General features: G+C 65.2%; 19 protein-coding genes. 11 read left to right on the top strand and 8 right to left on the bottom strand.

Features of this window, described 5'->3' with window-relative positions; genetic code table 11:
* The first annotated feature begins 1 nt into the window (after nt 1).
* The 11 genes from O3301_RS02455 to O3301_RS02405 are packed head-to-tail and all read left to right on the top strand — an operon-like array spanning nt 2 to nt 15,193.
* Nucleotides 2-844, top strand: coding sequence for an XrtA-associated tyrosine autokinase (locus O3301_RS02455; RefSeq protein ID WP_289909851.1), 843 nt, complete (start codon nt 2-4; stop codon nt 842-844).
* Nucleotides 828-2,357 (top strand): TIGR03016 family PEP-CTERM system-associated outer membrane protein, encoded by a 1,530-nt coding sequence (locus O3301_RS02450; protein ID WP_305055420.1) that lies wholly within the window; start codon nt 828-830, stop codon nt 2,355-2,357. Before O3301_RS02455 ends, O3301_RS02450 begins: the two co-directional genes overlap by 17 nt.
* A 12-nt stretch (nt 2,358-2,369) precedes the next feature.
* The gene (gene wecB, locus O3301_RS02445; RefSeq protein ID WP_305055419.1) at nt 2,370-3,530 is read left to right on the top strand and encodes a non-hydrolyzing UDP-N-acetylglucosamine 2-epimerase; all 1,161 of its coding nucleotides are present in this window, start codon (nt 2,370-2,372) and stop codon (nt 3,528-3,530) included.
* The gene (locus O3301_RS02440; RefSeq protein ID WP_305055418.1) at nt 3,527-4,378 is read left to right on the top strand and encodes an XrtA system polysaccharide deacetylase; all 852 of its coding nucleotides are present in this window, start codon (nt 3,527-3,529) and stop codon (nt 4,376-4,378) included. Before wecB ends, O3301_RS02440 begins: the two co-directional genes overlap by 4 nt.
* Nucleotides 4,378-5,457 carry a FemAB family XrtA/PEP-CTERM system-associated protein gene (locus tag O3301_RS02435; RefSeq protein WP_305055832.1) on the top strand — a complete coding sequence of 360 codons (1,080 nt, stop codon included), beginning with the start codon at nt 4,378-4,380 and terminating at the stop codon, nt 5,455-5,457. The genes O3301_RS02440 and O3301_RS02435 overlap by 1 nt, the downstream gene beginning before the upstream one ends.
* A gap of 15 nt (nt 5,458-5,472) precedes the next feature.
* The gene (locus O3301_RS02430) at nt 5,473-6,774 is read left to right on the top strand and encodes a TIGR03087 family PEP-CTERM/XrtA system glycosyltransferase (protein ID WP_305055417.1); all 1,302 of its coding nucleotides are present in this window, start codon (nt 5,473-5,475) and stop codon (nt 6,772-6,774) included.
* Nucleotides 6,771-8,369, top strand: coding sequence for an exosortase A (gene xrtA / locus O3301_RS02425; RefSeq protein ID WP_305055416.1), 1,599 nt, complete (start codon nt 6,771-6,773; stop codon nt 8,367-8,369). Before O3301_RS02430 ends, xrtA begins: the two co-directional genes overlap by 4 nt.
* A complete protein-coding gene (locus tag O3301_RS02420) occupies nt 8,359-9,561 on the top strand; it encodes a TIGR03088 family PEP-CTERM/XrtA system glycosyltransferase (protein ID WP_305055415.1) in 1,203 nt (400 codons plus the stop codon). Before xrtA ends, O3301_RS02420 begins: the two co-directional genes overlap by 11 nt.
* Nucleotides 9,562-9,571: 10 nt before the next feature.
* A complete protein-coding gene (locus O3301_RS02415) occupies nt 9,572-11,524 on the top strand; it encodes an XrtA/PEP-CTERM system amidotransferase (RefSeq protein ID WP_305055414.1) in 1,953 nt (650 codons plus the stop codon).
* Nucleotides 11,525-11,528: 4 nt separating this feature from the next.
* Nucleotides 11,529-12,758 (top strand): TIGR04063 family PEP-CTERM/XrtA system glycosyltransferase, encoded by a 1,230-nt coding sequence (locus O3301_RS02410; protein WP_305055413.1) that lies wholly within the window; start codon nt 11,529-11,531, stop codon nt 12,756-12,758.
* Nucleotides 12,755-15,193 carry a glycosyltransferase gene (locus O3301_RS02405; RefSeq protein ID WP_305055412.1) on the top strand — a complete coding sequence of 813 codons (2,439 nt, stop codon included), beginning with the start codon at nt 12,755-12,757 and terminating at the stop codon, nt 15,191-15,193. The genes O3301_RS02410 and O3301_RS02405 overlap by 4 nt, the downstream gene beginning before the upstream one ends.
* A 9-nt stretch (nt 15,194-15,202) precedes the next feature.
* Here the strand turns inward: O3301_RS02405 and O3301_RS02400 are convergent, their stop codons facing one another.
* The 8 genes from O3301_RS02400 to O3301_RS02365 all read right to left on the bottom strand — a co-directional run bounded on the left by O3301_RS02400 (nt 15,203) and on the right by O3301_RS02365 (nt 21,977).
* Nucleotides 15,203-15,547 (bottom strand): hypothetical protein, encoded by a 345-nt coding sequence (locus O3301_RS02400; RefSeq protein WP_099668072.1) that lies wholly within the window; start codon nt 15,545-15,547, stop codon nt 15,203-15,205.
* 158 nt (nt 15,548-15,705) lie between these two features.
* Nucleotides 15,706-16,803: a serine hydrolase gene (locus O3301_RS02395; RefSeq protein WP_305055411.1), complete on the bottom strand. Its 1,098-nt coding sequence runs from the start codon at nt 16,801-16,803 to the stop codon at nt 15,706-15,708.
* Between the two features lie 57 nt (nt 16,804-16,860).
* Nucleotides 16,861-18,600 carry a serine hydrolase gene (locus O3301_RS02390; RefSeq protein ID WP_305055410.1) on the bottom strand — a complete coding sequence of 580 codons (1,740 nt, stop codon included), beginning with the start codon at nt 18,598-18,600 and terminating at the stop codon, nt 16,861-16,863.
* Nucleotides 18,601-18,810: 210 nt separating this feature from the next.
* Nucleotides 18,811-19,455, bottom strand: a complete 645-nt coding sequence (locus tag O3301_RS02385; RefSeq protein WP_305055409.1) for a hypothetical protein — start codon at nt 19,453-19,455, stop codon at nt 18,811-18,813.
* A 44-nt stretch (nt 19,456-19,499) separates the two neighbouring features.
* Complete coding sequence (locus O3301_RS02380) at nt 19,500-19,799, bottom strand: hypothetical protein (protein ID WP_289909836.1); 300 nt, start codon at nt 19,797-19,799, stop codon at nt 19,500-19,502.
* 253 nt (nt 19,800-20,052) lie between these two features.
* Nucleotides 20,053-20,463 carry a GNAT family N-acetyltransferase gene (locus tag O3301_RS02375; RefSeq protein WP_289915028.1) on the bottom strand — a complete coding sequence of 137 codons (411 nt, stop codon included), beginning with the start codon at nt 20,461-20,463 and terminating at the stop codon, nt 20,053-20,055.
* 104 nt (nt 20,464-20,567) lie between these two features.
* A complete protein-coding gene (locus tag O3301_RS02370; RefSeq protein ID WP_305055408.1) occupies nt 20,568-21,134 on the bottom strand; it encodes a hypothetical protein in 567 nt (188 codons plus the stop codon).
* A gap of 264 nt (nt 21,135-21,398) precedes the next feature.
* Nucleotides 21,399-21,977 carry a hypothetical protein gene (locus O3301_RS02365; protein ID WP_305055407.1) on the bottom strand — a complete coding sequence of 193 codons (579 nt, stop codon included), beginning with the start codon at nt 21,975-21,977 and terminating at the stop codon, nt 21,399-21,401.
* Between the last annotated feature and the right edge of the window lie 14 nt (nt 21,978-21,991).

The following is a 21,991-nucleotide window of genomic DNA, read 5'->3' as shown; positions in this document are numbered from 1 at the left end:
GATGAGCAGCAAGGACAGCGGCAAGCAGGAACCCACCATCCTGGGCGTGGCCGAGGCCGGCGTGCCGTATGGCGCAGCGGGCGCGGCGGGGGCGGATGGCGCGGACGCGGCCCGGTCGCCCCAGTACCGCCCTCTGAACCTGGCCCGGCTGGCGGAGCAAGGCATGCTCACGCAGGAAGGCGGACGCAGCTCGGTGGCCGAGGATTTCCGCATCATCAAGCGCCCGCTGCTGCGCCAGGCGCGCGCCAGCGGCACCGAGGCCATCCGCCACGGCAACCTGATCGTCGTCACCAGCGCCATGCCCGGCGAAGGCAAGACCTACTGCGCCGTCAACCTGGCCATGAGCATCGCCATGGAAATGGATATCACGGTGCTGCTGGTCGATGCCGACGTGGCGCGCCCGTCCGTGCTGAAAGTGCTGGGCCTGCCGCCGGAGCCGGGGCTGATGGACGTGCTGCTCGACCCGCAACTGGCCATGGGCGACGTGATCCTGAAAACCAATGTGGCCAACCTGAGCATCCTGCCCGCCGGGCGCAGCAACAAGCATGCGACGGAATTGCTGGCCAGCCGCGCCATGAGCCGCCTGCTGGCGGAAATTGCCAGCCGCTACAGCGACCGCGTCGTCATCTTCGATTCGCCGCCCCTCTTGATCACCAGCGAGGCGCACGCGCTGGTCGGGCAGATGGGACAAGTGGTGATGGTGGTCGAGGCGGAAACGACGACGCAGCACGCCGTCAAGGAAGCGCTGCGGCAGATCGAGTCGTGCGAACACATTCATTTGATCTACAACAAGACCAAATCGTTCCCCGGCAACGACTACTACGGCTATGGCTATTACGACTAGCGGCCGGGTTCCGCTGCCGCTGCTGCCGTTCCTGTCCCTGCTGCTGCCCCTGCCGGCCGGCGCCGTCGACTGGCTGGTGAAACCGTCGCTGCGCCTGCGCGAAAGCTATACGGACAATGCCTTGCGCGCGCCGTCCGGCCAGGCGCAATCGGACTTCATCACGGAAATCGCCCCCGCCATCGCCCTCATCGGCACGGGCCCGCGCCTGCGCGTGCACCTCGATTACAGCTGGCGCAAATACCTGTCGGGGCAGCGCGCCGATACGGATACCCACGAACTGCGCGCCTCGGCCGACGCCGAGCTGGTGCAGGACTGGTTCTTCATCGATGCGGACGCCAGCGTGAGCCGGCGCAACATCTCGCCATTCGGCCCGCAACTGATCGACGGCCTGCCCGACACGGACAATGCCAGCACCGTGCGCACGACGGGCATCAGCCCCTACCTGCGCCACCGTTTCCGCGGCCTGGCCTCGGCCGAGCTGCGCTACACGCGCAACACGGTCGACAGCGGCGGCGACCTGCTCTCCGTGCACAGCGATGAGCTGGAATTGCTGCTCAATGGCGAGCCGCGCGGCAACGGCTGGACCTGGAACGCCAGCCACGACGTGCGCCGCACGCAGGACAGCAAGCTGGCGCCCGTGCGCATGCAGCGCAGCAGCGCGGGCTTGCGCTATCCCATCAACAGCAAGTGGGCGGCCACGGCCAGCGGCGGCATGGAAAAGGAAGGCTATCTGTCGACCAGCGGCAAGGCGCCGGCGGGCCGCTTCTGGTCGCTGGGCGGCGTGTGGACGCCGTCGCCGCGCACCAGCGTGGCCTTCAGCACGGGCAAGCGCTTCTTCGGCACCACCTACAGCCTGGACGCCACCTTCCTGCAGCGCCATACCAACTGGCAGCTGAGCTACGGCGAAAACATCACCACCATGCCGACGCAGTTTTCGCGCCTGGGCGACCGCGATGCGGGCCGACTGCTCGATCAATTGTGGCGCGGCATCTTTCCCAATGCGCGCGACCGGCGCTTGCGCATCGACGCCTTCCTGCGCTACGCCAACAGCCTGGGGCCGGAACGGGGCGCCATCAATTACTTCAGCCACCGCTATTTCCTGCAAAAGCAGCTGAAGCTGACGATGGCGCGCGCCACGGCGAAAAGCACGATGATCGTCGGCGTCACGGCCGTCGACCGCACGGCGCAAACGGCCAGCGGCATCGACAGCGGCTTGCTGCCTGGCGTGGAGTTCGGCAGCGAAGACCGCACGCGCCAGGTCGGCGGCAACCTGGGCTGGGGCTGGCAAGCCAATTCGCGCACCACCGTCAATGTCAATGCCGGCTACGCCGGCGTGCGTTCGCTGAGCGCGCCCCGGCGCGACAACAACATCACCTTGACGGCCGGCTACACGCGCATCCTGCAGCCGGACATGACGGCCAGCATCGACGTGCGGCACACGCGGCACGCCAGCAACCGCGGCGGCGATTACCGCGAAAACGGCGTCAGCGCCACGCTCACCATGCGATTCTAAGGAGGCTGCAGCATGTCCGACCCTTCGCTGTCATCCGCCGCACCGGCGCACCTGCTGTGCGTGGTGGCCGCGCGCCCCAACCTGATGAAGATGGCGCCCATCCTGGCCGCCCTGGCGCGCCATGCGCCCGCCGTGCGCGTGACCTTGCTGCATACGGGCCAGCATTACGACACGGCCATGAACGAACAGCTGTTCATCGACCTGGACATGCGCCCGCCCGACATCGCCCTCGACGTCGGCTCCGGCAACCACGCGCAGCAGACGGCCGAGATCATGCGCCGCTTCGACGCCGTGCTCGACGCCCATCCGCCGCTGGCGCCCGACGCTGTGCTGGTCGTCGGCGACGTCAATTCCACGCTGGCGTGCGCGCTGGTGGCGGCCAAGCGCGGCACGCCCGTGATCCACGTCGAGGCGGGCTTGCGCAGCGGCGACCGGCGCATGCCCGAGGAAATCAACCGCGTGCTGACGGATCAATTGTCCGACCTGCTGCTGACCAGCGAGGAAGGCGCGCGCGCCAACCTGCTGCGCGAAGGCATCGCCGCCGAACGCATCCACTTCACGGGCAACGTCATGATCGACAGCCTGCGGCAGCAGCTGCCGCGCGCCATGCCGCCCGCCGCCACCCTGCGCGCCCACGGCCACGCCTGCCCGCCCGCGTATGGCCTGTTGACCCTGCACCGACCGTCGAACGTGGATGACCCGGCGCAACTCGAAGCGCTGCTGCAGGCGCTGGGACAGCTGTCCCGCCGGCTGCCGCTGCTGTTTCCCATCCACCCGCGCACCCTGGCCGGCCTGCGCCTGGCGGGCCTGGAAGCGCATCTGGCGCGGCATGCCATCGTCAGCCTGCCGCCGCTGGGCTACCTGGAAATGCTGGGCCTGATGCAAGGGGCGCGCCTGGTGCTGACGGATTCGGGCGGCGTGCAGGAAGAAAGCACGGCTCTGGGCGTGCCCTGCCTGACCCTGCGCGACACGACGGAGCGCCCCGTCACCGTCAGCGACGGCACGAATACCCTGGCCGGCACGCAGCCGGCCGCCCTGTTGTCGCTGGCGCGGGGCATCCTGGACACGGGCGGCAAGCGCGGTCGCCTACCGCCCCTGTGGGATGGCCACGCGGCCGAACGCATCGCCGCCGTCGTCGCGCCCTGGCTGGCGGCACGCCGGGGGCCGCCATGACGCCGCCGGCGATGCTGCGCAATGCGCTGACCATCGACGTGGAAGACTATTTCCAGGTGTCCGCCTTCGCGCCGCACATCGCGCGCGCCGACTGGCCCCGCCTGGAATGCCGGGTCGAGGCGAATATCGAGCGCATCCTGCTGCTGCTGGAAGGCCGGCGCATCCACGCCACCTTTTTTACCCTGGGCTGGATCGCCGAGCGCTATCCGGCCATGCTGCGCCGCGTGGCGGACGCCGGACACGAAGTGGCCAGCCACGGCTATGCGCACCTGCGCGCCTGCGACCAGTCGGCCGCGCAGTTCGCCCACGACGTGCGCCACAGCAAGACCATCCTGGAGCAAATAACGGGGCTGGCCGTGCACGGCTACCGGGCGCCCAGCTTTTCCATCGGCGCGGCCAACCTGTGGGCCTTCGACGTGCTGCAGGAAGCGGGCTACCGCTACAGTTCCAGCATCTACCCGATCCGCCACGACCACTACGGCATGCCGGACGCACCCCGCTTCGCCTGGCGCCCGCGGGGACCGCTGGGCGTGCTGGAATTGCCCGTCAGCACCGTGCGCCTGCGCGGGCGCAACGTGCCGGCCGGCGGCGGCGGTTATTTCAGGCTGATGCCGTATGCACTGTCGCGCTGGCTTTTGCGACGCATCAATTCGCGCGACGGGCAAGCTGGCATATTCTATTTTCATCCTTGGGAACTCGATCCCGGCCAGCCGCGCCCGACGGGCCTCGACGCCAGGACGCGCTTTCGCCACTACCTGAACCTGGGGCGCATGGAAGCGCGGCTGGCGCGCCTGACGGGCGATTTCTCCTGGGACCGCATGGACCGTATTTTTCTGGAAAGCACATGATGCACGAGGCCAGCCTTCCTCCCGACCCGCTGCATGGCAGCGCCGCCATCGCCGTGCGCTCGCTGCAGGGGCACGAACATGCGCGCTGGGACGCCTTCGTCGATACCTGCCCGGACGCGACCTTCTTTCACCGCGCCGGCTGGCACACCGTCATGCAGCAGGGTTTCCGGCACGACAGCCATTTCCTGTACGCGGAACAGCATGGGCGCATCGCCGGCGTGCTGCCGCTGGCCCATTTGCGCAGCCGCCTGTTCGGTTCGTCCCTCGTGTCGCTGCCCTTTTGCGTGTACGGCGGCATCGCCGGCGGCGGCGCGGCCGTGCGCCAGGCCCTCGACGGCGCGGCGCTGGCGCTGGCCCGGCGCCTCGGCGTGGGCCACCTGGAATACCGCTGGCGCGAGGTGGAACAACAGCCGGACGCGGCCTGGCTGCACAAGCCCCTGTACGCCACCTTCCGCCGCGCCTTGTTCCCCGAGGCGGAACAGAATCTGCTGGCGATCCCCCGCAAGCAGCGCGCCGTCGTGCGCAAGGCCATGGCGGGCGGCCTGCACAGCGCCATCGACTATGACCTCGAGCGTTTCTACCCGCTCTACGCATCCAGCGTGCACCGGCTGGGCACGCCCGTCTTCGCGCGCCGCCACTTTGCCCTGCTGCGCACGGTGTTTGGCGGCGATTGCGAGATCCTCACCGTGTATCACGGCCAGCAGGCGCAAGCGAGCGTGCTGCTGTTCTATTTCCGCGATGAAGTGCTGCCGTACTATGGCGGCGGCAGCGTGCTGGCGCGCCGCACGGGCGCCAACGATTTCATGTACTGGGAAGCGATGCGCCGCGCCAGCGCGCGCGGCTGCCGCCTGTTCGATTTCGGCCGCAGCAAGCTCGGCACCGGGGCATACGATTTCAAGAAGAACTGGGGTTTTGCGCCGCAGCCGCTGCCGTATGCCTGCCGGCTCGTGCGCGCCAAGGCGTTGCCGGAAGTCAATCCCCTGAATCCGAAATACGCGCTGTTCATCCGCGCCTGGCGCCGCCTGCCGCTGCCGCTGGCCAACCTGCTGGGGCCGCACATCGTGCGGCAACTGGGCTAAGCAAGGGAACATACCATGCGCGAACTGCTCTTCCTCGCCCACCGCCTGCCGTATCCGCCCAACAAGGGCGACAAGATACGTTCGTGGCACATGCTGCAATACCTGAGCCGGCATTTCCGCGTGCACCTGGGCTGCTTCATCGACGATGACGACGACTGGCGGCACGCGAAAAGCGTGGCCGCCCTGTGCGCCAGCACACGCTTCATCGGCTTGCAGCGCGGCACGGCCCGCTGGCGCGCCATGCAGGCGCTGCTGTCGCGGCAAGCCATGAGCGTGCACTATTACCGCGATGCGCGGCTGCTGCAATGGGTCGACGGCTTGCTGTCCGGCGGCAAGGTGCGCCATGCGCTGGCCTTTTCCGGGCCCATGGCGCAATACATCGACGGCAGCGCTGGCCGCGCCCTGCACCGCGTGATCGATTTCGTCGACGTCGATTCCGACAAGTGGCGCCAGTACGGCGACAGCAAACCCTGGCCCATGTCGCTGCTGTACCGGCGCGAAGCGCAACTGCTGCTGCAGTACGAACGCCACATCGCCCAGCAGTTCACGGCCGCCAGCTTCGTCTCGCCGGCCGAAGCGGCCCTGTTCCGCCAGTGCGCGCCGATGGCGCGGCGCAAGACGGGATACTTCAACAACGGCGTCGACACGGCGTATTTCACGCCCCAGCCGGCCCCGCCCGGCGTGTATCCGGCCGGCGTGCAGGCGCTGGTGTTTACGGGCGCCATGGATTACTGGCCGAACGTCGACGCCGTGCAATGGTTCGTGCGCCACGTCTGGCCCGCCCTGCGGCGCGAGTTTCCCCGGTTGCAGTTCTATATCGTCGGCAGCGCGCCCGTGCCCGCCGTGACGGCGCTGGTCAGGATTCCTGGCGTGGTGGTGACGGGCAAGGTGCCCGACATCCGCCCCTACCTGGCGGGCGCGGCCCTGGCCGTGGCGCCCTTGCGCATCGCCCGCGGCGTGCAAAACAAGGTGCTGGAAGCGATGGCGATGGGCAAGATCGTGCTGGCCACGCCGCAAGCGCTGGAAGGCATCGCCGCCCAGCCGGGCCTGGAACTGCTGCTGGCGCGCGACGAGGCCGAATTCATCCACCATGCCGCGCGCGTGCTGCGCCATGCCCAGGACGGCGCGGCCGAAGCGAGCGGCGCGGCCATGGGCGCGGCGGCGCGCCAGCTGGTCTTGCAGGATTACGACTGGGAGCGCAACCTGCGCGGCCTGGGCGCCATGCTGGGCATATCGGCCGAGGTTGAGGCCGGGTCGAATACGCCTGCCGGCGGCGCCGCCGCGCCGGTGCAGCCCGTGCGGGAACCCTCCACATGAGCGTGCAACTCGACCCGGTGGTCTGCTTGCCCGATGCGGCCGTCCGGCCGGACGGGCATGGCCAGCGGCATGCCCTGCCGCTCCTGCTGCTGGCCCTGGCCGCCGTCGTGCTGCTGTACCACGCCACCTTCTGGTCGATGCTGGAACTGTGGTCCCGCTCGCAAACCTTCGCGCACGGTTTCTTGATCGTGCCCATCAGTTGCTGGCTGGCCTGGCGCCAGCGCGCGCGCCTGGCCGCGCTGGCGCCCCAGCCGTCGCGGCCGGGCTTGCTGCTGCTGGGCGCGCTGGGCCTGGCCTGGCTGCTGGCCGACGCCGCCAACGTGCCCGTGGTGGAACAATATGCGGCCACGGCCATGCTGCCCGCCTGCGTGCTGGCCATCCTCGGCTGGCCGGCCGTGCGCCTGCTGGCCTTTCCCCTCGCGTACCTGTTCCTCGCCGTGCCGTTTGGCGAAGTCTTCCTCGAACCGCTGATCGACTTCACGGCCGCCTTCACCGTCACCGCGCTGCAATGGACGGGCGTGCCCGTGTTTCGCGATGGCAGCAATTTTTCCCTGCCCACGGGCAACTGGTCGGTGGTGGAAGCGTGCAGCGGCTTGCGCTACCTGATCGCCGCGCTGGCCCTGGGCGCCCTGTTCGCCCACGTCAACTTCCACAGCACGCGGCGGCGCCTGGCCGTCATGGCCGCCGCGCTGCTCGTGCCCATCCTCGCCAATGGCGTGCGCGCCTATATGATCGTGATGCTGGGCCACCTGAGCAACATGCGCCTGGCCGTGGGCGTCGACCACCTGATCTACGGCTGGCTGTTCTTCGGCCTGGTGGCGCTGCTGCTGTTCTGGCTGGCCGCGCGCTGGCGCGAACTGCCGCCGGCGCCGACTTTGCCGCCCACTTTGTCACCCACCTTGCCAACCCCGCCCGCGCGCCCCGGCACCAGCCTGCGCGCCGTCGTGCGCGCCAGCGCCGCCTGCCTGCTGCTGGCGGCCCTGTGGCCCGCCTTGGCGCTGGCCAGCCACCGCGACGACGGCGCCGCGCTGCCCGCCGTGGCGCTGGCCTTGCCCGATCCGCCCGCCTGGCGCCGCCTGCACGATGCGGCACCGGGGAGTATCGACTGGCAAGCGCCGTATGCGGGCAAGCCCGCGCTGTTTGCCGCCACGTATGCGCGCCAGGACGGCGACGGCGCACCGGTGGGACTGCAACTGCGCTGGTATGCGCGCCAGGTGCGCGATGCCGAATTGCTGACGCATCTATCGTCGCCCTACGGCGCGCGCTGGACGGCCCTGGCGCAGCGCGTGCGGCAGGTCGGCTTGCCCGGCGGCGCCCTGGACGTGCGCGAAAGCGTGCTGGCCCACGGCGGCGAACGCCTGCTGGTGTGGCGCGTCTACCGCCAGGGCGGCGTCGTCACGGCCCGGCCCGTGCTGGTGAAACTGCTGCTGGCGCAAGCCAAGTTGCTGGGCAGGCGCCAGGATGGCGCCGACCTCATCGTCTTTGCCGCCTACGACGAGCTGGCGCCGCCGCCGCGCGCGCACCTGCAAGCCTTCCTGCGGGCGGCGCTGCCCGTCATCGAACAACGCTTGCAGGAGTTGCCGCATGGCCCTTGACACCGAGACGGGCCGCGCGCCGGCGGCCAGCACGGCGCCGCTGATCGTGCATGTGATCCACCAGCTCGACGTGGGCGGGCTGGAAAACGGCCTGGTGAACCTGATCAACCATTTGCCGCCGGAACGCTACCGGCACGCCATTGTCTGCCTGAAGAACGCCACCGCGTTTCGCCAGCGCCTGACCACGCCCGGTGTCGACATCATCAGCCTGGACAAGCGCGAGGGCAAGGACTGGCGCCACTACCTGCACCTGTACCGCGTGCTGAAACAGCTGCGCCCGACGCTGGTGCACACGCGCAACCTGGGCTGCCTCGAAGCGCAACTGCTGGCCTGCCTGGCCGGCGTGCGCCTGCGCGTGCATGGCGAACACGGGCGCGACATGAGCGACTTGCACGGCACCCGCCGCAAGTACCGGCTGCTGCGCAAATGCATGCTGCCGCTGGTGCAGCACTTCATCGCCGTCAGCGCCGACCTGGGGCAATGGCTGGTGGACGCCATCGGCGCGGCGCCCGCGCAAGTGTCGCACATCGGCAATGGCGTCGACAGCGTGCAATTCCATCCGCGCCTGGGCCCGCCGGCCGCCGTGGGCCCGCCCGGCTTCCTGTGCAACGGCGCCTTCGTCATCGGCAGCGTGGGCCGCATGGCGGCCGTCAAGGACCACGCCTCGCTGGTGCACGCCTTTTTGCTGTTGCTGGCGCAGCCGGGCGCCCGCGCGCGCCTGCGCCTGATCATCGTCGGCGACGGGCCGTGCCGCCAGGCGTGCCTGGACTTGCTGCGCCAGTCCGGCGTGGCGCACCTGGCCTGGCTGCCCGGCGCGCGCGACGACGTGGCGCAGCTGCTGCGCGCCATGGACCTGTTCGTGCTGCCGTCGCTGGCCGAAGGCAGCTCGAACACCATCCTCGAAGCGATGGCGACGGGACTGCCCATCGTCGCCACGCAAGTGGGCGGCAATGCGGAACTGGTGCAGTCGGGCTGGAGCGGCACCCTGGTGCCGCCCGGATCGCCCGAGGTGCTGGCCGACGCCATGCTCGACTATTACAGCATGCCCGAACTGGGGCCGCGCCACGGCGCGCGCGGGCGGCGCCAGGTGCTGGCCGAGCACAGCCTGCCCGCCATGGCCGGCGCCTACCTGGCCGTGTACGACCGCCTGACGGGCGCGCGCCAGCCCTCCCCCCTGTCCACCACTCCCTGAAAGGCCTCCCATGTGCGGCATCAGCGGCATCTTTGATTTGCAGGGCCAGCGCGACATCGACGTGCTGCTGCTGGCGCGCATGAACCACAGCCTGCGCCACCGGGGGCCGGACGAAGGGGGATTGCACCGCGAGCCGGGACTGGGCCTGGCGCACCGGCGCCTGTCCGTGATCGACCTGGCCAGCGGCCAGCAGCCGCTGTTCAACGCCGACAGCAGCATCGCCATCGTCTTCAATGGCGAAATCTATAACTATCGCAGCCTGATGGCGGAACTGCGCCAGTTCGGCCACCCGTTCCGCACCAGCAGCGACACGGAAGTCATCGTCCACGCCTGGGAACAATGGGGAGAGCAATGCGTGCAGCGCCTGCGCGGCATGTTCGCCTTCGCCCTGTGGGACCGCCGGCGCCACCTGCTGTTCCTGGCGCGCGACCGCCTGGGCGTCAAACCCCTGTACTACGGCGAGGCGGACGACGGCACCCTGCTGTTCGGCTCCGAACTCAAGGCCCTGCTCGCGCATCCGGCCATGCCGCGCGCGCTCGACCCGCTGGCCGTGGAGGAGTATTTCGCCTACGGCTACGTGCCCGAACCGCGCAGCATCTTCCAGCACGCGCGCAAGCTGCCGCCCGGGCATACCCTGTCGATTCGCGCCGGCCAGCCGCTGCCCGCGCCGCAGCCGTACTGGGACGTCCCGTTCACGCCGAACCCGCCCGCCAGCGAAGCGCAGGCGGCCGACGAGCTGCTGGCGCGCCTGCGCGAAGCCGTGCGCATCCGCATGGTGGCCGAAGTGCCGCTGGGCGCCTTCCTGTCGGGCGGCGTCGATTCCAGCGCCGTGGTGGCGCTGATGGCGGGGGCCAGCAGCACGCCCGTCAACACCTGCTCCATCTCGTTCGGCGACCCGGCCTACAACGAGGCGCGCTACGCCGACCTGGTGGCGCGCCGCTACGCCACGGCGCACCACGCGCGCCAGGTCGAGCAGGACGACTTCGAACTGATCGACCTGCTGGCCAACCTGTACGACGAACCGTTCGCCGACAGTTCCGCCATGCCCACCTACCGCGTCTGTCAGTTGGCGCGCCAGCGCGTCACGGTGGCCCTGTCGGGCGACGGCGGCGATGAAAGCCTGGCCGGCTACCGGCGCTACCGCCTGCACACGCGCGAGGAAAAGGTGCGCAAGGCCATGGACCCGCTGCTGCCCGCCGGCTTGCGCCAGTCGCTGTTCGGCACCCTGGGGCGGCTGTACCCGAAGGCCGACTGGGCGCCCCGTTTCCTGCGCGCCAAGACCACGTTCGAAGGCCTGGCGCGCGACACGACAGACGCGTATTTTCACGGCGTCAGCCTGCTGGGCGACGCCATGCGCGCGCGCCTGTTCAGTCCCGAGCTGCGGCGCAGCCTGCACGGCTACCGCGCCGTGGAAGTGCTGCGCCGCCACGCGCTGGCCAGTCCCGCGCAAGACCCGCTGTCGCAGGTGCAGTACCTGGACTTGAAGACCTACCTGCCCGGCGACATCCTCACCAAAGTCGACCGGGCCAGCATGGCGCATGCGCTGGAAGTGCGCTCGCCCCTGCTCGACCATGAACTGGTGGCGTGGATGTCCGGCCTGCCGCCGCAATTCAAGCTGCGGCGCGGCGTAGGCAAGTACCTGCTGAAAAAAGCCTTGCGCCCGCTGCTGCCCGACGCCCTGCTGTACCGCCAGAAGATGGGTTTTTCCGTGCCGCTGGCCGACTGGCTGCGCGGCCCGCTGCGCCAGCGCCTGCAACAGCGGCTGCTCGGCCCCACTCTGGCGCAGTGCGGCCTGTTCGACATGGATTACGTGCGCCTGCTGCTGGAACAGCATGCGAGCGGGCGGCGCGACTACAGCGCGCCCCTGTGGGCGCTGCTGATGTTCGAGTCCTTCCTGCGCCAGGTGCTGCCGGCAGGTGCGCCCAAGACGCCGGCGCCCGCGCCGGCCATGGCAATGGAGTAGATCCATGCGCATCCTGCACATCCTCGACCACTCGCTGCCCCTGCACAGCGGCTACACCTTCCGCACCCTGGCCATCCTGCGGCAGCAGCGCGCGCTGGGCTGGCACACGATGCAGCTCACCAGTGCCAAGCAGGGGCCGACGGATGGCGCGCAGCAGCTGGTCGACGGCTGGCATTTTTACCGCACGGCGCCCGATGCGCGCTGGTGGGCGCGCCTGCCCGTGCTGCGGCAGGTGGCCGTCATCACCGGCCTGGCCGTGCGCCTGCGCCGGCTGGCGCGGCGGCTCAAGCCCGACATCCTGCACGCGCATTCGCCCGCCCTGAACGCCATCGCCGCCCTCAACGCGGGCCGCGCGCTGGGCATCCCCGTCGTGTATGAAGTGCGCGCCTTCTGGGAAGACGCGGCCGCCGACCATGGCAGCAGCCGGCCCGGGGGCCTGCGCTACCGGCTCACGCGGGCGCTGGAAACCTACGCGCTGCGCCGCGCCGACGCCGTCACCACCATCTGCGACGGCTTGCGGCGCGAGCTGTGCGCGCGCGGCGTGCCCGCGCATAAAATCACCGTCATCCCGAACGCCGTCGATGCGGCCGCCTTCAGCGCCACCGCCGCCGAAGACCACTGGCTGGCGCACAAGCTGGGCCTGCATGGCCACCTGACAATCGGCTTCATCGGCTCGTTTTACGCCTACGAAGGACTGGCCCTGCTGCTGCGCGCCATGCCGCGCCTGCTGGCGGCGCAGCCGGCGTTGCGGCTGCTGCTGGCCGGCGGCGGCCCGCAGGAAGCGGCGCTGCACGCGCTGGCGGCCCAATTGGGCATCGCCCACGCCGTGGTCTTCGCGGGCAGGGTGCCGCATGCGCAGGTGGCCACGTATTATCAGCTGATCGACATCTGCGTGTATCCGCGCCTGCCGATGCGCCTGACGGAGCTGGTGACGCCCTTGAAACCGCTCGAGGCGATGGCCCAGGGCCGCCTCGTGGTGGCGTCCGACGTGGGCGGCCACCGCGAACTGCTCCAGCACGGCAAGACGGGCATGCTGTTTCGCGCCGGCGACGCCGACGCGCTGGCGCACGCCATACTGGCCCTGCTGCTGGCGCCCGCCAGCTGGCCGGCGCTGCGGCGCCAGGCGCGCGCCTTCGTCGAGACGGAGCGCAGCTGGGACGCCAGCGTGGGCCGCTACGCGCCCGTGTATGCGCGCGCGGCGGCGGCACGCGTGGCGGCGGGAGCGATGCCATGATCTTCACGGGCCTGCGCATCGCGCTGGTCGGCCCGCTGCCGCCGCCGGCCGGCGGCATGGCGAATCAGACGGCGCAACTGGCGCGCAAGCTGCGCGACGATGGCGCGCAAGTGCAGCTGCTGGCCGTCAACGGCCCCCTGCTGCCGTCCTGGCTGGCGCGCATCCGCTACCTGCGCGCCGCGCTGCGCCTGCCCGTGCACCTGTGGCGCCTGTGGCGCGCCGCCAATACGGTCGACCTGTTCCACATCATGGCCAATTCCGGCTGGTCCTGGCATTTGCAGGCCGCGCCCGCGTTGTGGATCGCCAGCCTGAAAGGCAAGCCGGCCCTGCTCAACTACCGCGGTGGCGAAGCGGCCGCTTTCTTCGCCCGCTCGCCGCGCCTGGTGGCCTTCAGCCTGCGCCGCGCCAGCGCCATCATCGTGCCCTCGGCCTACCTGGCCGGCGTCTTCGAGCGCCATGGCCATACGGCCCACATCGTGCCGAACGTGGTGGACTTGCAGCGCTTTACCCACGCCGCACGTGCCGCACCGGCATCGGCCGATGGCCCGTGCATCCTCGTGGCGCGCCACCTGGAAAGCCTGTACGACAACGCCAGCGCCGTGCGCGCCTTCGCCCTCGTGCGACGGAGCTATCCCACGGCGCGCCTGGTGCTGGCCGGCGGCGGGCCGCAGCGCGCGGCGCTGGCGCGCCTGGCCAGGTCGCTCGGCGTTCTCGATGCCGTGCGCTTCGCCGGCCCCGTCGACAACGCCGCCATGCCGGCCCTGTACCAGGCCAGCGACATCGTCCTCAATCCCAGCCTGGCCGACAACATGCCCAATTCCGTGCTTGAAGCGCTGGCTTGCGGCGTGCCCGTCGTCAGCACCAACGTGGGCGGCATCCCCGCCCTGCTGCACGATGGCGTGACGGCGCTGCTGGTGCCGCCCGGCGAGCCGGCCGCCATGGCGCAAGCCATCGTGGCGCTGCTGCGCGACCCGCCCCGCGCGCGGGCCATGGCAGACGCGGGCCTGGCGCACGCCGCCACCTTCGGCTGGCCCGGCGTCGCGCCCCGGCTGGCCGCCCATTACCGCCGCATCCGCGCCGCGCCGCGCCCCGGCGCCTACACGCGCTGCGTCGCCCGCTGGCTGTTTCCCCTGCACGAATGGTTGAAGGGCCACCACAGCGCGCGCCTGCTGCGCCGCCTGGAACGCTCGCAGTGGTGGAGCGCGCAGCAGCTGGAAGCGTGGCAGCTGGCGCGCCTGCGCGCGCTGCTGCGCCACGCGGGCGCGCACGTGCCGCATTACCGCGCCCTGTTCGCCCGCAGCGGCTTCGACCCGGAACAGGTGCGGCAGCTGGCCGATCTGGCGCGCCTGCCGCTGCTGCGCAAGCGCGACATCGCGGCTGCGCGCGACAGTTTCAAGTCCGCCCGCGCCGTGGGCTTGCGCCCGTTCGCCACGGGCGGCTCCAGCGGCGAGCCGCTGCAGTTTTTCCTGGGACGGCGCAGGGTCAGCCACGACATCGCCGCCAAGTGGCGCGCCACGCGCTGGTGGGGCGTCGATATCGGCGACCGCGAAGCCGTGTTGTGGGGTTCGCCCATCGAACTGCATGCGCAAGATCGCGTGCGCCGCCTGCGCGACGCGCTGCTGCGCACCACCCTGCTGCCCGCGTTTGCCATGTCGCCCGACCGCCTCGACGGCTACGTGCGGCAGTTGCGCCGCTGGCGGCCGCGCATGCTGTTCGGCTACCCATCGGCCCTGTGCCGCATCGCCAACCACGCCGGCGCGCGCGACCTGCCGCTCGACGGCCTGGGCGTGAAAGTGGCTTTCGTCACGGCCGAGCGCCTGTACGACGAACAGCGCGCGCAGATCGCCGCCGCCTTCGGCTGCCCCGTGGCCAACGGCTACGGCGGGCGCGACGCGGGCTTCATCGCCCACGAATGCCCGGACGGCGGCATGCACATCACGGCCGAAGACGTGATCGTGGAAATCCTTGATGGCCAGGGCCAGCCGCTGCCGCCGGGAGTCACGGGCGAAATCGTCGTCACCCACCTGGCCACACAAGATTACCCGTTCATCCGCTACGCCACGGGCGACGTGGGCGCGCTGGGCACGCAGCCGTGCGCCTGCGGCCGCGGCCTGCCCCTGCTGCAGAAAATCGAGGGGCGCAGCACGGATTTCCTCACCGCCGTGGACGGCACCGTCATGCACGGCCTGGCCCTCGTCTACATCGTGCGCGAACTGCCGCAGGTGCGCAACTTCAAGATCATCCAGGAAACCCTGCTGCGCACGCGCGTTCTGCTGGTCTGCCAGCCGCGCCTGGACGACGCCACCCGCGCCGTCATCGTCACCGGCTTCCAGGCCAGGCTGGGCGCACAAGTGGACGTCGTTATCGAGGAAGTCGACGAAATCGCGGCGGAGGCGTCGGGCAAGTACCGCTATGTGCTCAGCAAAGTCGCCTAGCCAGGCGGCCTACGACGACATCAGATAATTCTTCCCCACCACGCGACCATGCCGGTCCAGTTCTAAGGACCATACCTCCAGTTCCGTGTTCAAGCGGTTCTCGAACCACAGCCGCTCGACGCAAGGCGCGGCGCATGGCGTGGTGGAATACTGTTTGAAAGAGACTCCCGCACGCTCGACATGCGTCGGCGCGCCGAAGCGGTCAAGCACCGCTTGCCGCGTATCGCCCGTCTGGATTTGATAGAACGCCGCCTTGCGGCTGTTGGAAAACACGCAGCATGCGGCGACATACCAGGCCGGGCTGAGGATGAGCAGGCACAGCAGGATTTTTTTAGGCGATATCTTGATTGGCATGCCATATTGTCGATGACTTCATCCGGCGCGACAAGCGGGCCATGCTGGCGAAAGCGAGGCCACAGCTGGCGCAAACAGTGACGCTGGAGGAACCACATAAACTGCAAATCGCGCAGATGCGGTGTTCTTCCATATATTTCTGAAGCAAATCGGGTCTTCTATCTTAAAAGTTTTCTATTCATTACTATTTCCCTTATTTTTATTTCAAAATAGTAATGAAGGCCGCTATCCTCGCTATATTGATTTTCCAACACGACCACATCGACGTCTTTTTCAGGAAAATACACTTTAATCGATGCAAAGCCCAGGCCTTTTCCCGAGTGGCCTATATATTTGACGGGCGTTGTATCGCTTACATAAACGCCGTAGCCATAACCGTTCTTCCCATCGCCGAAAGCGACATGCTGGCTGGATATGTCGTAACTCGTCATCAGTTGATAGGTTTCCGGCTTTAACATTCTGCCCCGATGCAGATTTTCATCCCAGATCGTCAAATCTTTTGCATTTGAAACAATACCGCCGGCCGGGATGAAGCCGATCCAGTCTTTTCCCTGCACGGGATGCGCCTTCAGCGCGAAGACATTTTCCGTATTTACATAGCCATTGATGACCTTATTATTCTTATCTTCCTCATAGCAAAAACTGTTTTTCATTCCCAGTTCCTTGAACAAGTCATTTGCTGCCTCGATATACGTTTTGCCGCTGACTTTTTCAAAAATTTGACCCAGCATGGTATACGTTGTCACGCCATACAGAAAATCCGTTCCCGGCTTGAAGCTCAGCGGCTGGTCAATTTCAGTGATTCCCGCCGAAAAGTTGAGCAATTGATGCACCGTCACTTGATCGGCCCAGGCTTGCGGCAAATCGGGCAAGTATCGTCTCACGGGACTGTGCAAGTCTATCTTGCCTTTTTCAACTTCCCTTAAAATCAGCACGGCCGTCATTTGCTTGCTGTTCGACATAATCCTGAAATTATCGTCCAGCCTTAACGGTATCCTGTTTTCAAAATCCGCATAGCCATAGGCTTTCGAGTATTTTGTTTTTCCATTTTTCGTGATGAGAATGACGCCATTAAAACGTCGTGGACTGGTTGCCTGTATCAGCTTGTCAATCCTGGCGGAGTAATCATCGGCCTTTTCCGCATGGGCATGATCGCCAGCCTGGGCATGCACGAAGGCGGATGCCATCAGCAAGAAAGAAAACGCCACTGCTTTTAATGGCAGCAGCGTCTTGTTGTCCGTATCGGGATTTTTCATGGGAAATTGTCGGTTCGTTGTTTATTTCCAGGGAAACGCCGTGCTCGACCGCAGCGTTCAGTCGTCCACCAGATCGAAGTCGGCAAACAAGCCGTCCGCCGTCAGGTAAGCCAGCAGCGTGCGCTCCGGCTGGATGCCGCTGACGTGGAAGGCAAGGACGCTGTCCACCTTGCTGCCATGCCGTTCGATCGCGCGGCCTGCAACAGCTTGCTCATGCAAAAAAGTGAGCGACTTAACATTGGCGAGTTCGCCAATCGCCTGCGTGCCAAAGTTGCTCTTGATGCCAGATGTCGCAAAATCCGAATTGGCCAGGGCGCTGCCGCCACGCGCAATGTCGGCCAGCAATGCCTGCACACTCCGGGTACGCGCAGGTTTGGGGTCGGTGCGCGTCTTCAAGGTGTGCATCAGCGGGCCGATGCGCGGCGCCGTGCTGGCTTTGTCCTTGGTCGTCACGACGACGCCTGTCACCTCGCCCTGTGCATCGACGGCGAACGCCAGTTCGCAATTGCGCGACGTCGAATGGAAACGGTGCGCGCCGACAGGCACGAAAGTTTCGTCCGGCAAGCCATCGTAAATGCTGCGCAGCTGGCCCCCCTGCATATCGAAAGTGCCTATCGTATTGTTCCCCAACTCGTAGCGGCCCGTGTAGCGGCCGAGCGCCCTGGCATCGATCTTGATGGCGGGGTACTTGCGCAACACGGCGTAATCGGCATCCGGCCAGCGATAGGCGCGGCCGATGGCGTCGGTCAGGCGGTCCATCATGCGGGAATTGTCATTCGCGTTAATCATGATCACGGCGCCCTGGCCCGTGCGGGAAAATGCCGTCAACAAGGTATCGAAGCCTTCGTCACGCCCGCCGTGCGAGAAGCGTTGCGCGCTGCCGCTGCCGTGCAGGAAGACGCCCAGGCCCGCGTTCTCTATTTGCGGGGTCAGCATCTGTTGCGTCAAGGCTGCCGAAATGACCGGGTTGGATGTGCCCGCCAGGGATTGCTGCACGCCGATGGCGAAGCGCGCCAGGTCCGACGCGTTGGTCCATAAGCCGGCCGCCGCCATTTCCGGATACACATGCCAGCGTCCCGCCACCAGGCTGCGGTCGGCAAGGTGGCCGCTGGCATTCAGGCGCGCGCGCTCGGCTGGCGGCGGCTGCACATAGGAGCTCTCCTGCATGCCCAAGGGCGTGAGGACCGCGTCGCGCATGTAGTCGGGATACGCCTGGCCGCTCACGTCGGCCACCATTTGTTGCATGACGGTATAGCCGCCACCGGAGTAACGCACCTTGCTGCCTGGAACCATGTCAACGCGGATGGGCGCGGTATTCGCCGGTTGCTCGCCGTTCAGCACCTGGACCACGGTGGGCAGCGGCGCATTGCTGGCGTAGCCGGGGAAGCCGTGCACGGTCAGCCCCGCGTTGTGGCTGAGCAGCCTGCGCAAGGTCACCTTCTGTTCGGCCGTCAGGGCGCTGTCCGGCACCTTCCACGTGAGCAGCCGGGTGTTGACGTCTTCGTCAAGGCCAAGCTTGCCTTGCTCTACCAGGTGCAGCGCCCCCAGCGCGGCCACCGGCTTGCTGACGGAACCGGCCTGGAACAGTGTGTGCGGGCTAACCGGCGTCTTGCCGCCTTTTTCCGTGACACCGTACCCTTGCGCCCTGACAATCTTGCCGTTCTCGATGATGGCCAGCGACAGTCCGGGGATTTGCCGCATCTTCATTTCGGCCTTGACGATGTCGTCCAATGCGTCCGCCCGGGCGCCACTCGCGAACAACAGGGGAAGGACCAGTGCCAGGGGATGAACTCGCATGAACGATTCTTTCAACGGTGATGGACGGATGCCAGGAAGGAAACGTTGACGATACGTCAGCGCACCCTGCCGCCATGCGGGATTGCGACAGGCCGTCAAATATCAGTCATGGACGGTCATTTTCCCGGATGAGTTGCGGCCCGCGTTTGCTGGCGTGCCGCAATTCCGGCTGCTTGCCGCCGTTGGCAGGTTTTGCGCCGTTGTGGGCCTTCACGCATCGCTGGCACTTGAAATATTCTGCACCATACTTAGCTCCCAGTCCTTTTGCCATTTTTCTGAATCGTCCTGATCGAACCAGCCAGCTACGTAAGAGGATATTTCATCCGCATCCTGCAAGTTCGATTCTGCCAAATATGAAACTGTCGCTTGAAATCCCGCCCCAATAAAAAATTCCACGCCCATTGATGTTCCGACATCCATATTTATATGCTTTGCTACCCAAAGGCTATGGATATCGCTTGTGCTGCCGAGACGATAAAGCAAGAAGGCACAACGATAAATTCCTTCGTAAGAATCACCATCATCCTTTATTGTCCCATCCCAAAGCGCAATTCTATACTGCACTTCCTTCTCGAAGACTTGTCGAATTAGCGTGGAGTATGGCGCGAGTGGCCGCTCCAGCAGAATTTTGTAGAGTTGTTGGCGTACCCGCGGCGAGTCGAGTTCACTCTCGCTGTCAGGTGTAAGAAGTCCCTGGGAATTTTCACAACACTCAAGAATTTTTTCAGCGCACGAGAAGGATATTTTATTTTTTTCTGCAGACCTATTTTGACTTATCTCAACGTCAACCTGCGCCACAATCTGAGGCGTGATAGGCAATTCTGGCGTATTTTTACGCTTAAAAAAATTCCACATTAAACTTGGCCTTTTAGATCCTGTCCGCCCCCACTTGAGAGCACTTAACTGTCCTGCTTGCGCCTTGTGAAAACCGCCCAGGCAAGGACCACAATGCCCGCAACGACACATCCGGCCAGACTGACGGCGGCACCAAAAATGTACCACGCCACATCGAATCCGTGACTGTAGAATGTTCCGACAAATAGCCCGCTCACCAGCCAGATTAATACCGCTAATTTCAGCAGGAAGTTTTTTACTTTACGAAGGGGGCGACCAAGGCGCATCTGTTGAATGGCGGCCATGCCCATGGCTAAACAAGCCAAGCCAGCCGCAATTATCAAGCGTGAAAACGAATACTCCATGTCGCAACCTGACTTATAGCTGAGCCGGCGGGCCCAGAGATTAAAAGACCGGGGGGCTTCAGTGCCGCAGCCCATTCTCGCTTGCAACGACACCGCCGGCCTGAATCCGCATTATGGAACTTGTGTGGCCAGACGAATTGGCAAGCGTCCAGGCGTCCGTTTCTGGCCGGTTGCCGTTATTGGGAATTTCCGCGCCACATGAGACATACGATTTGCTCCGCAACTGTCATTCAGCGATGGTTTGAACGACTAGTCAGGTGGCTGCATTGAATTGCATGCCAGGCGAATCTTCCGGCCGTGAGGAAAATCCAAGTTTTTCGTAGAATATCGACTTGCCTTTGGCACTGAAAAGCTGGACATCTGAAATGCCAGCATCGCGACAATCGTCAAGAATTGCACTAAGCAACGCGGCCCCGATTCCTTGATGTTGAAATTCGGGGTGAACAATCATCTCGGTGACAAACGCATGCAAGCGGCCATCCGAAATGACACGCACAAAACCAACCAACTGGCCGCCAAAATAGGCGGATCGCGCACACCAGGAGCCGTCAAGTGAATCTTGATAGAAAGCAGTCCCGCGCGATATTGGCCCCCAGCCAGTCGTGTCGTACAGGGCCTTAAACGCCTCGGCGCATGGCTGATCGGATGTGTAGTTAATATTCATAGGCTGGATTGCACAATACGGTTCCGTTGGAAGTTATCACGGCGTCATTGAATTTCGCCTGTGCTCGACTGACTGAAGGTGGCAGGAGGAAGTCGCCGTCCTTTTCAGGACCCAGTCCACCCGACCTCCTCTGGCCGCGGCTTAAGGCCAAGGCAGGCAAAGCGATAATAGATTGCACTTGGCGAATTTGCGGCAGGTATACGCCCACTGGCAAGCCGATCCAGCTCCGCAAAGGTAAGGGTAGTTTCGTGCATCGGCATGCGTCCTTCCACATCGTGAAAGCCGGCTATATAAGGGTGGCCGAACTTGACCCGTTCGCAGGCAATAGCCAAGGTGCTCAGTATCAGCTTGCCATGGTACTCCGTGGAAGGTCCATCACGAATGGTCTTTATATGCACCAGTACCCACTCCCCTTTGACTTCCACATGATCTAAATTCAGATATTCGTCATATAGGCCTTTATCGGCTGGAACGATCATTGGCGATACATCCCGATAGATATGCAGCCAGCTTTCGGCCCCAGACGACTCTTTTGCAACCTGGGCCATTCGCCCCGGCTCCTGCGCGAATACGGATGTCGCACATGAGGTCAATATCACACAGACAATAATGAATTCTTTGATTCGTGGATTTAAAAACTGCATTCGAATGGTCAACTCTCTGTCACTCATGAAGTCAACGGCTGCTTCTGGCCGCCAGCGGACGATGACAATACCTCAATAAAGATTTTATTACCATCCTGATAAAAAGAGATTTCTCAAGCCCTTATATCACAGCGGCAAGGTGCAGATAAATTCTAAGGTGAACGGAAACAATCACGGCCCGAGCAGCTTTGCCAGCCCTGGCTGATCTTCCGCCGCCACAAACCACCCTGCTAGCGTTGCGTGCGCTGTGCCTGGGCGGAGATTGCGCCACAGCCGAGGTGGTGGCAGCCATCAAGAAATTTCAGCGCTATCTGCCCCTATCGGCGCATTTCTGGCGATCTCGTCCAGATTTTCAAGCACCGTGTTCGTCAGGGGGGCGCTAACCCCGCGTACGAGCAGGTCAAGCAATCCGATTTCCCGCATCATCGCTTTGCGCTCATCGTAATCGGGATTTTCTGAGTAGTGGAGTACATCCACAGTCTCAAGCACTCTTTCAATCGAAGCGCAAAAATCGGCAAGCTTGCCATATTGCATGTACTGAATCGCATAACTGGCTGAAATAAGCGCATTTTGTGCAAGATCGCCCTCGATATCGCCAAACTCCTCGCTGTCAGGAATTTCCGAATCAAGGGTCGCCAGCATATCCCCCAATACCTGTTCATCTTGAAAGCAGGCCTCCCCATTCAATGACAGTTCGACCATGTTCAAAAAATACCGGGACCTGTTTTCACCATAGCGGACATCGAATTGCGCCATCAATGGCGCCTGGCGCCTGATGAAATTGATCAATACTGCAACATTTTCACGCTGCGAGAGCCTGGCCGCCGCATCAATGATGTGCTGACCATATTTATTTATAAGCAATTGCATTTCACTCTCTTTTT

It is taken from the genome of Janthinobacterium sp. SUN211 (assembly GCF_030587315.1).
Taxonomy (GTDB): Bacteria; Pseudomonadota; Gammaproteobacteria; order Burkholderiales; family Burkholderiaceae_D; genus Janthinobacterium; species Janthinobacterium kumbetense.
This window is presented reverse-complemented; position numbering and strand designations above follow the sequence as displayed.

Excerpts from the sequence above, each read along its gene's own strand:
- O3301_RS02455 (WP_289909851.1), top strand. The coding sequence starts at position 2 with ATGAGCAGCAAGGACAGCGGCAAGCAGGAACCCACCATCCTGGGCGTG.
- O3301_RS02450 (WP_305055420.1), top strand. The coding sequence starts at position 828 with ATGGCTATTACGACTAGCGGCCGGGTTCCGCTGCCGCTGCTGCCGTTC.
- wecB (WP_305055419.1), top strand. The coding sequence starts at position 2,370 with ATGTCCGACCCTTCGCTGTCATCCGCCGCACCGGCGCACCTGCTGTGC.
- O3301_RS02440 (WP_305055418.1), top strand. The coding sequence starts at position 3,527 with ATGACGCCGCCGGCGATGCTGCGCAATGCGCTGACCATCGACGTGGAA.
- O3301_RS02435 (WP_305055832.1), top strand. The coding sequence starts at position 4,378 with ATGCACGAGGCCAGCCTTCCTCCCGACCCGCTGCATGGCAGCGCCGCC.
- O3301_RS02430 (WP_305055417.1), top strand. The coding sequence starts at position 5,473 with ATGCGCGAACTGCTCTTCCTCGCCCACCGCCTGCCGTATCCGCCCAAC.
- xrtA (WP_305055416.1), top strand. The coding sequence starts at position 6,771 with ATGAGCGTGCAACTCGACCCGGTGGTCTGCTTGCCCGATGCGGCCGTC.
- O3301_RS02420 (WP_305055415.1), top strand. The coding sequence starts at position 8,359 with ATGGCCCTTGACACCGAGACGGGCCGCGCGCCGGCGGCCAGCACGGCG.
- O3301_RS02415 (WP_305055414.1), top strand. The coding sequence starts at position 9,572 with ATGTGCGGCATCAGCGGCATCTTTGATTTGCAGGGCCAGCGCGACATC.
- O3301_RS02410 (WP_305055413.1), top strand. The coding sequence starts at position 11,529 with ATGCGCATCCTGCACATCCTCGACCACTCGCTGCCCCTGCACAGCGGC.
- O3301_RS02405 (WP_305055412.1), top strand. The coding sequence starts at position 12,755 with ATGATCTTCACGGGCCTGCGCATCGCGCTGGTCGGCCCGCTGCCGCCG.
- O3301_RS02400 (WP_099668072.1), bottom strand. The coding sequence starts at position 15,547 with ATGCCAATCAAGATATCGCCTAAAAAAATCCTGCTGTGCCTGCTCATC.
- O3301_RS02395 (WP_305055411.1), bottom strand. The coding sequence starts at position 16,803 with ATGAAAAATCCCGATACGGACAACAAGACGCTGCTGCCATTAAAAGCA.
- O3301_RS02390 (WP_305055410.1), bottom strand. The coding sequence starts at position 18,600 with ATGCGAGTTCATCCCCTGGCACTGGTCCTTCCCCTGTTGTTCGCGAGT.
- O3301_RS02385 (WP_305055409.1), bottom strand. The coding sequence starts at position 19,455 with ATGTGGAATTTTTTTAAGCGTAAAAATACGCCAGAATTGCCTATCACG.
- O3301_RS02380 (WP_289909836.1), bottom strand. The coding sequence starts at position 19,799 with ATGGAGTATTCGTTTTCACGCTTGATAATTGCGGCTGGCTTGGCTTGT.
- O3301_RS02375 (WP_289915028.1), bottom strand. The coding sequence starts at position 20,463 with ATGAATATTAACTACACATCCGATCAGCCATGCGCCGAGGCGTTTAAG.
- O3301_RS02370 (WP_305055408.1), bottom strand. The coding sequence starts at position 21,134 with ATGAGTGACAGAGAGTTGACCATTCGAATGCAGTTTTTAAATCCACGA.
- O3301_RS02365 (WP_305055407.1), bottom strand. The coding sequence starts at position 21,977 with ATGCAATTGCTTATAAATAAATATGGTCAGCACATCATTGATGCGGCG.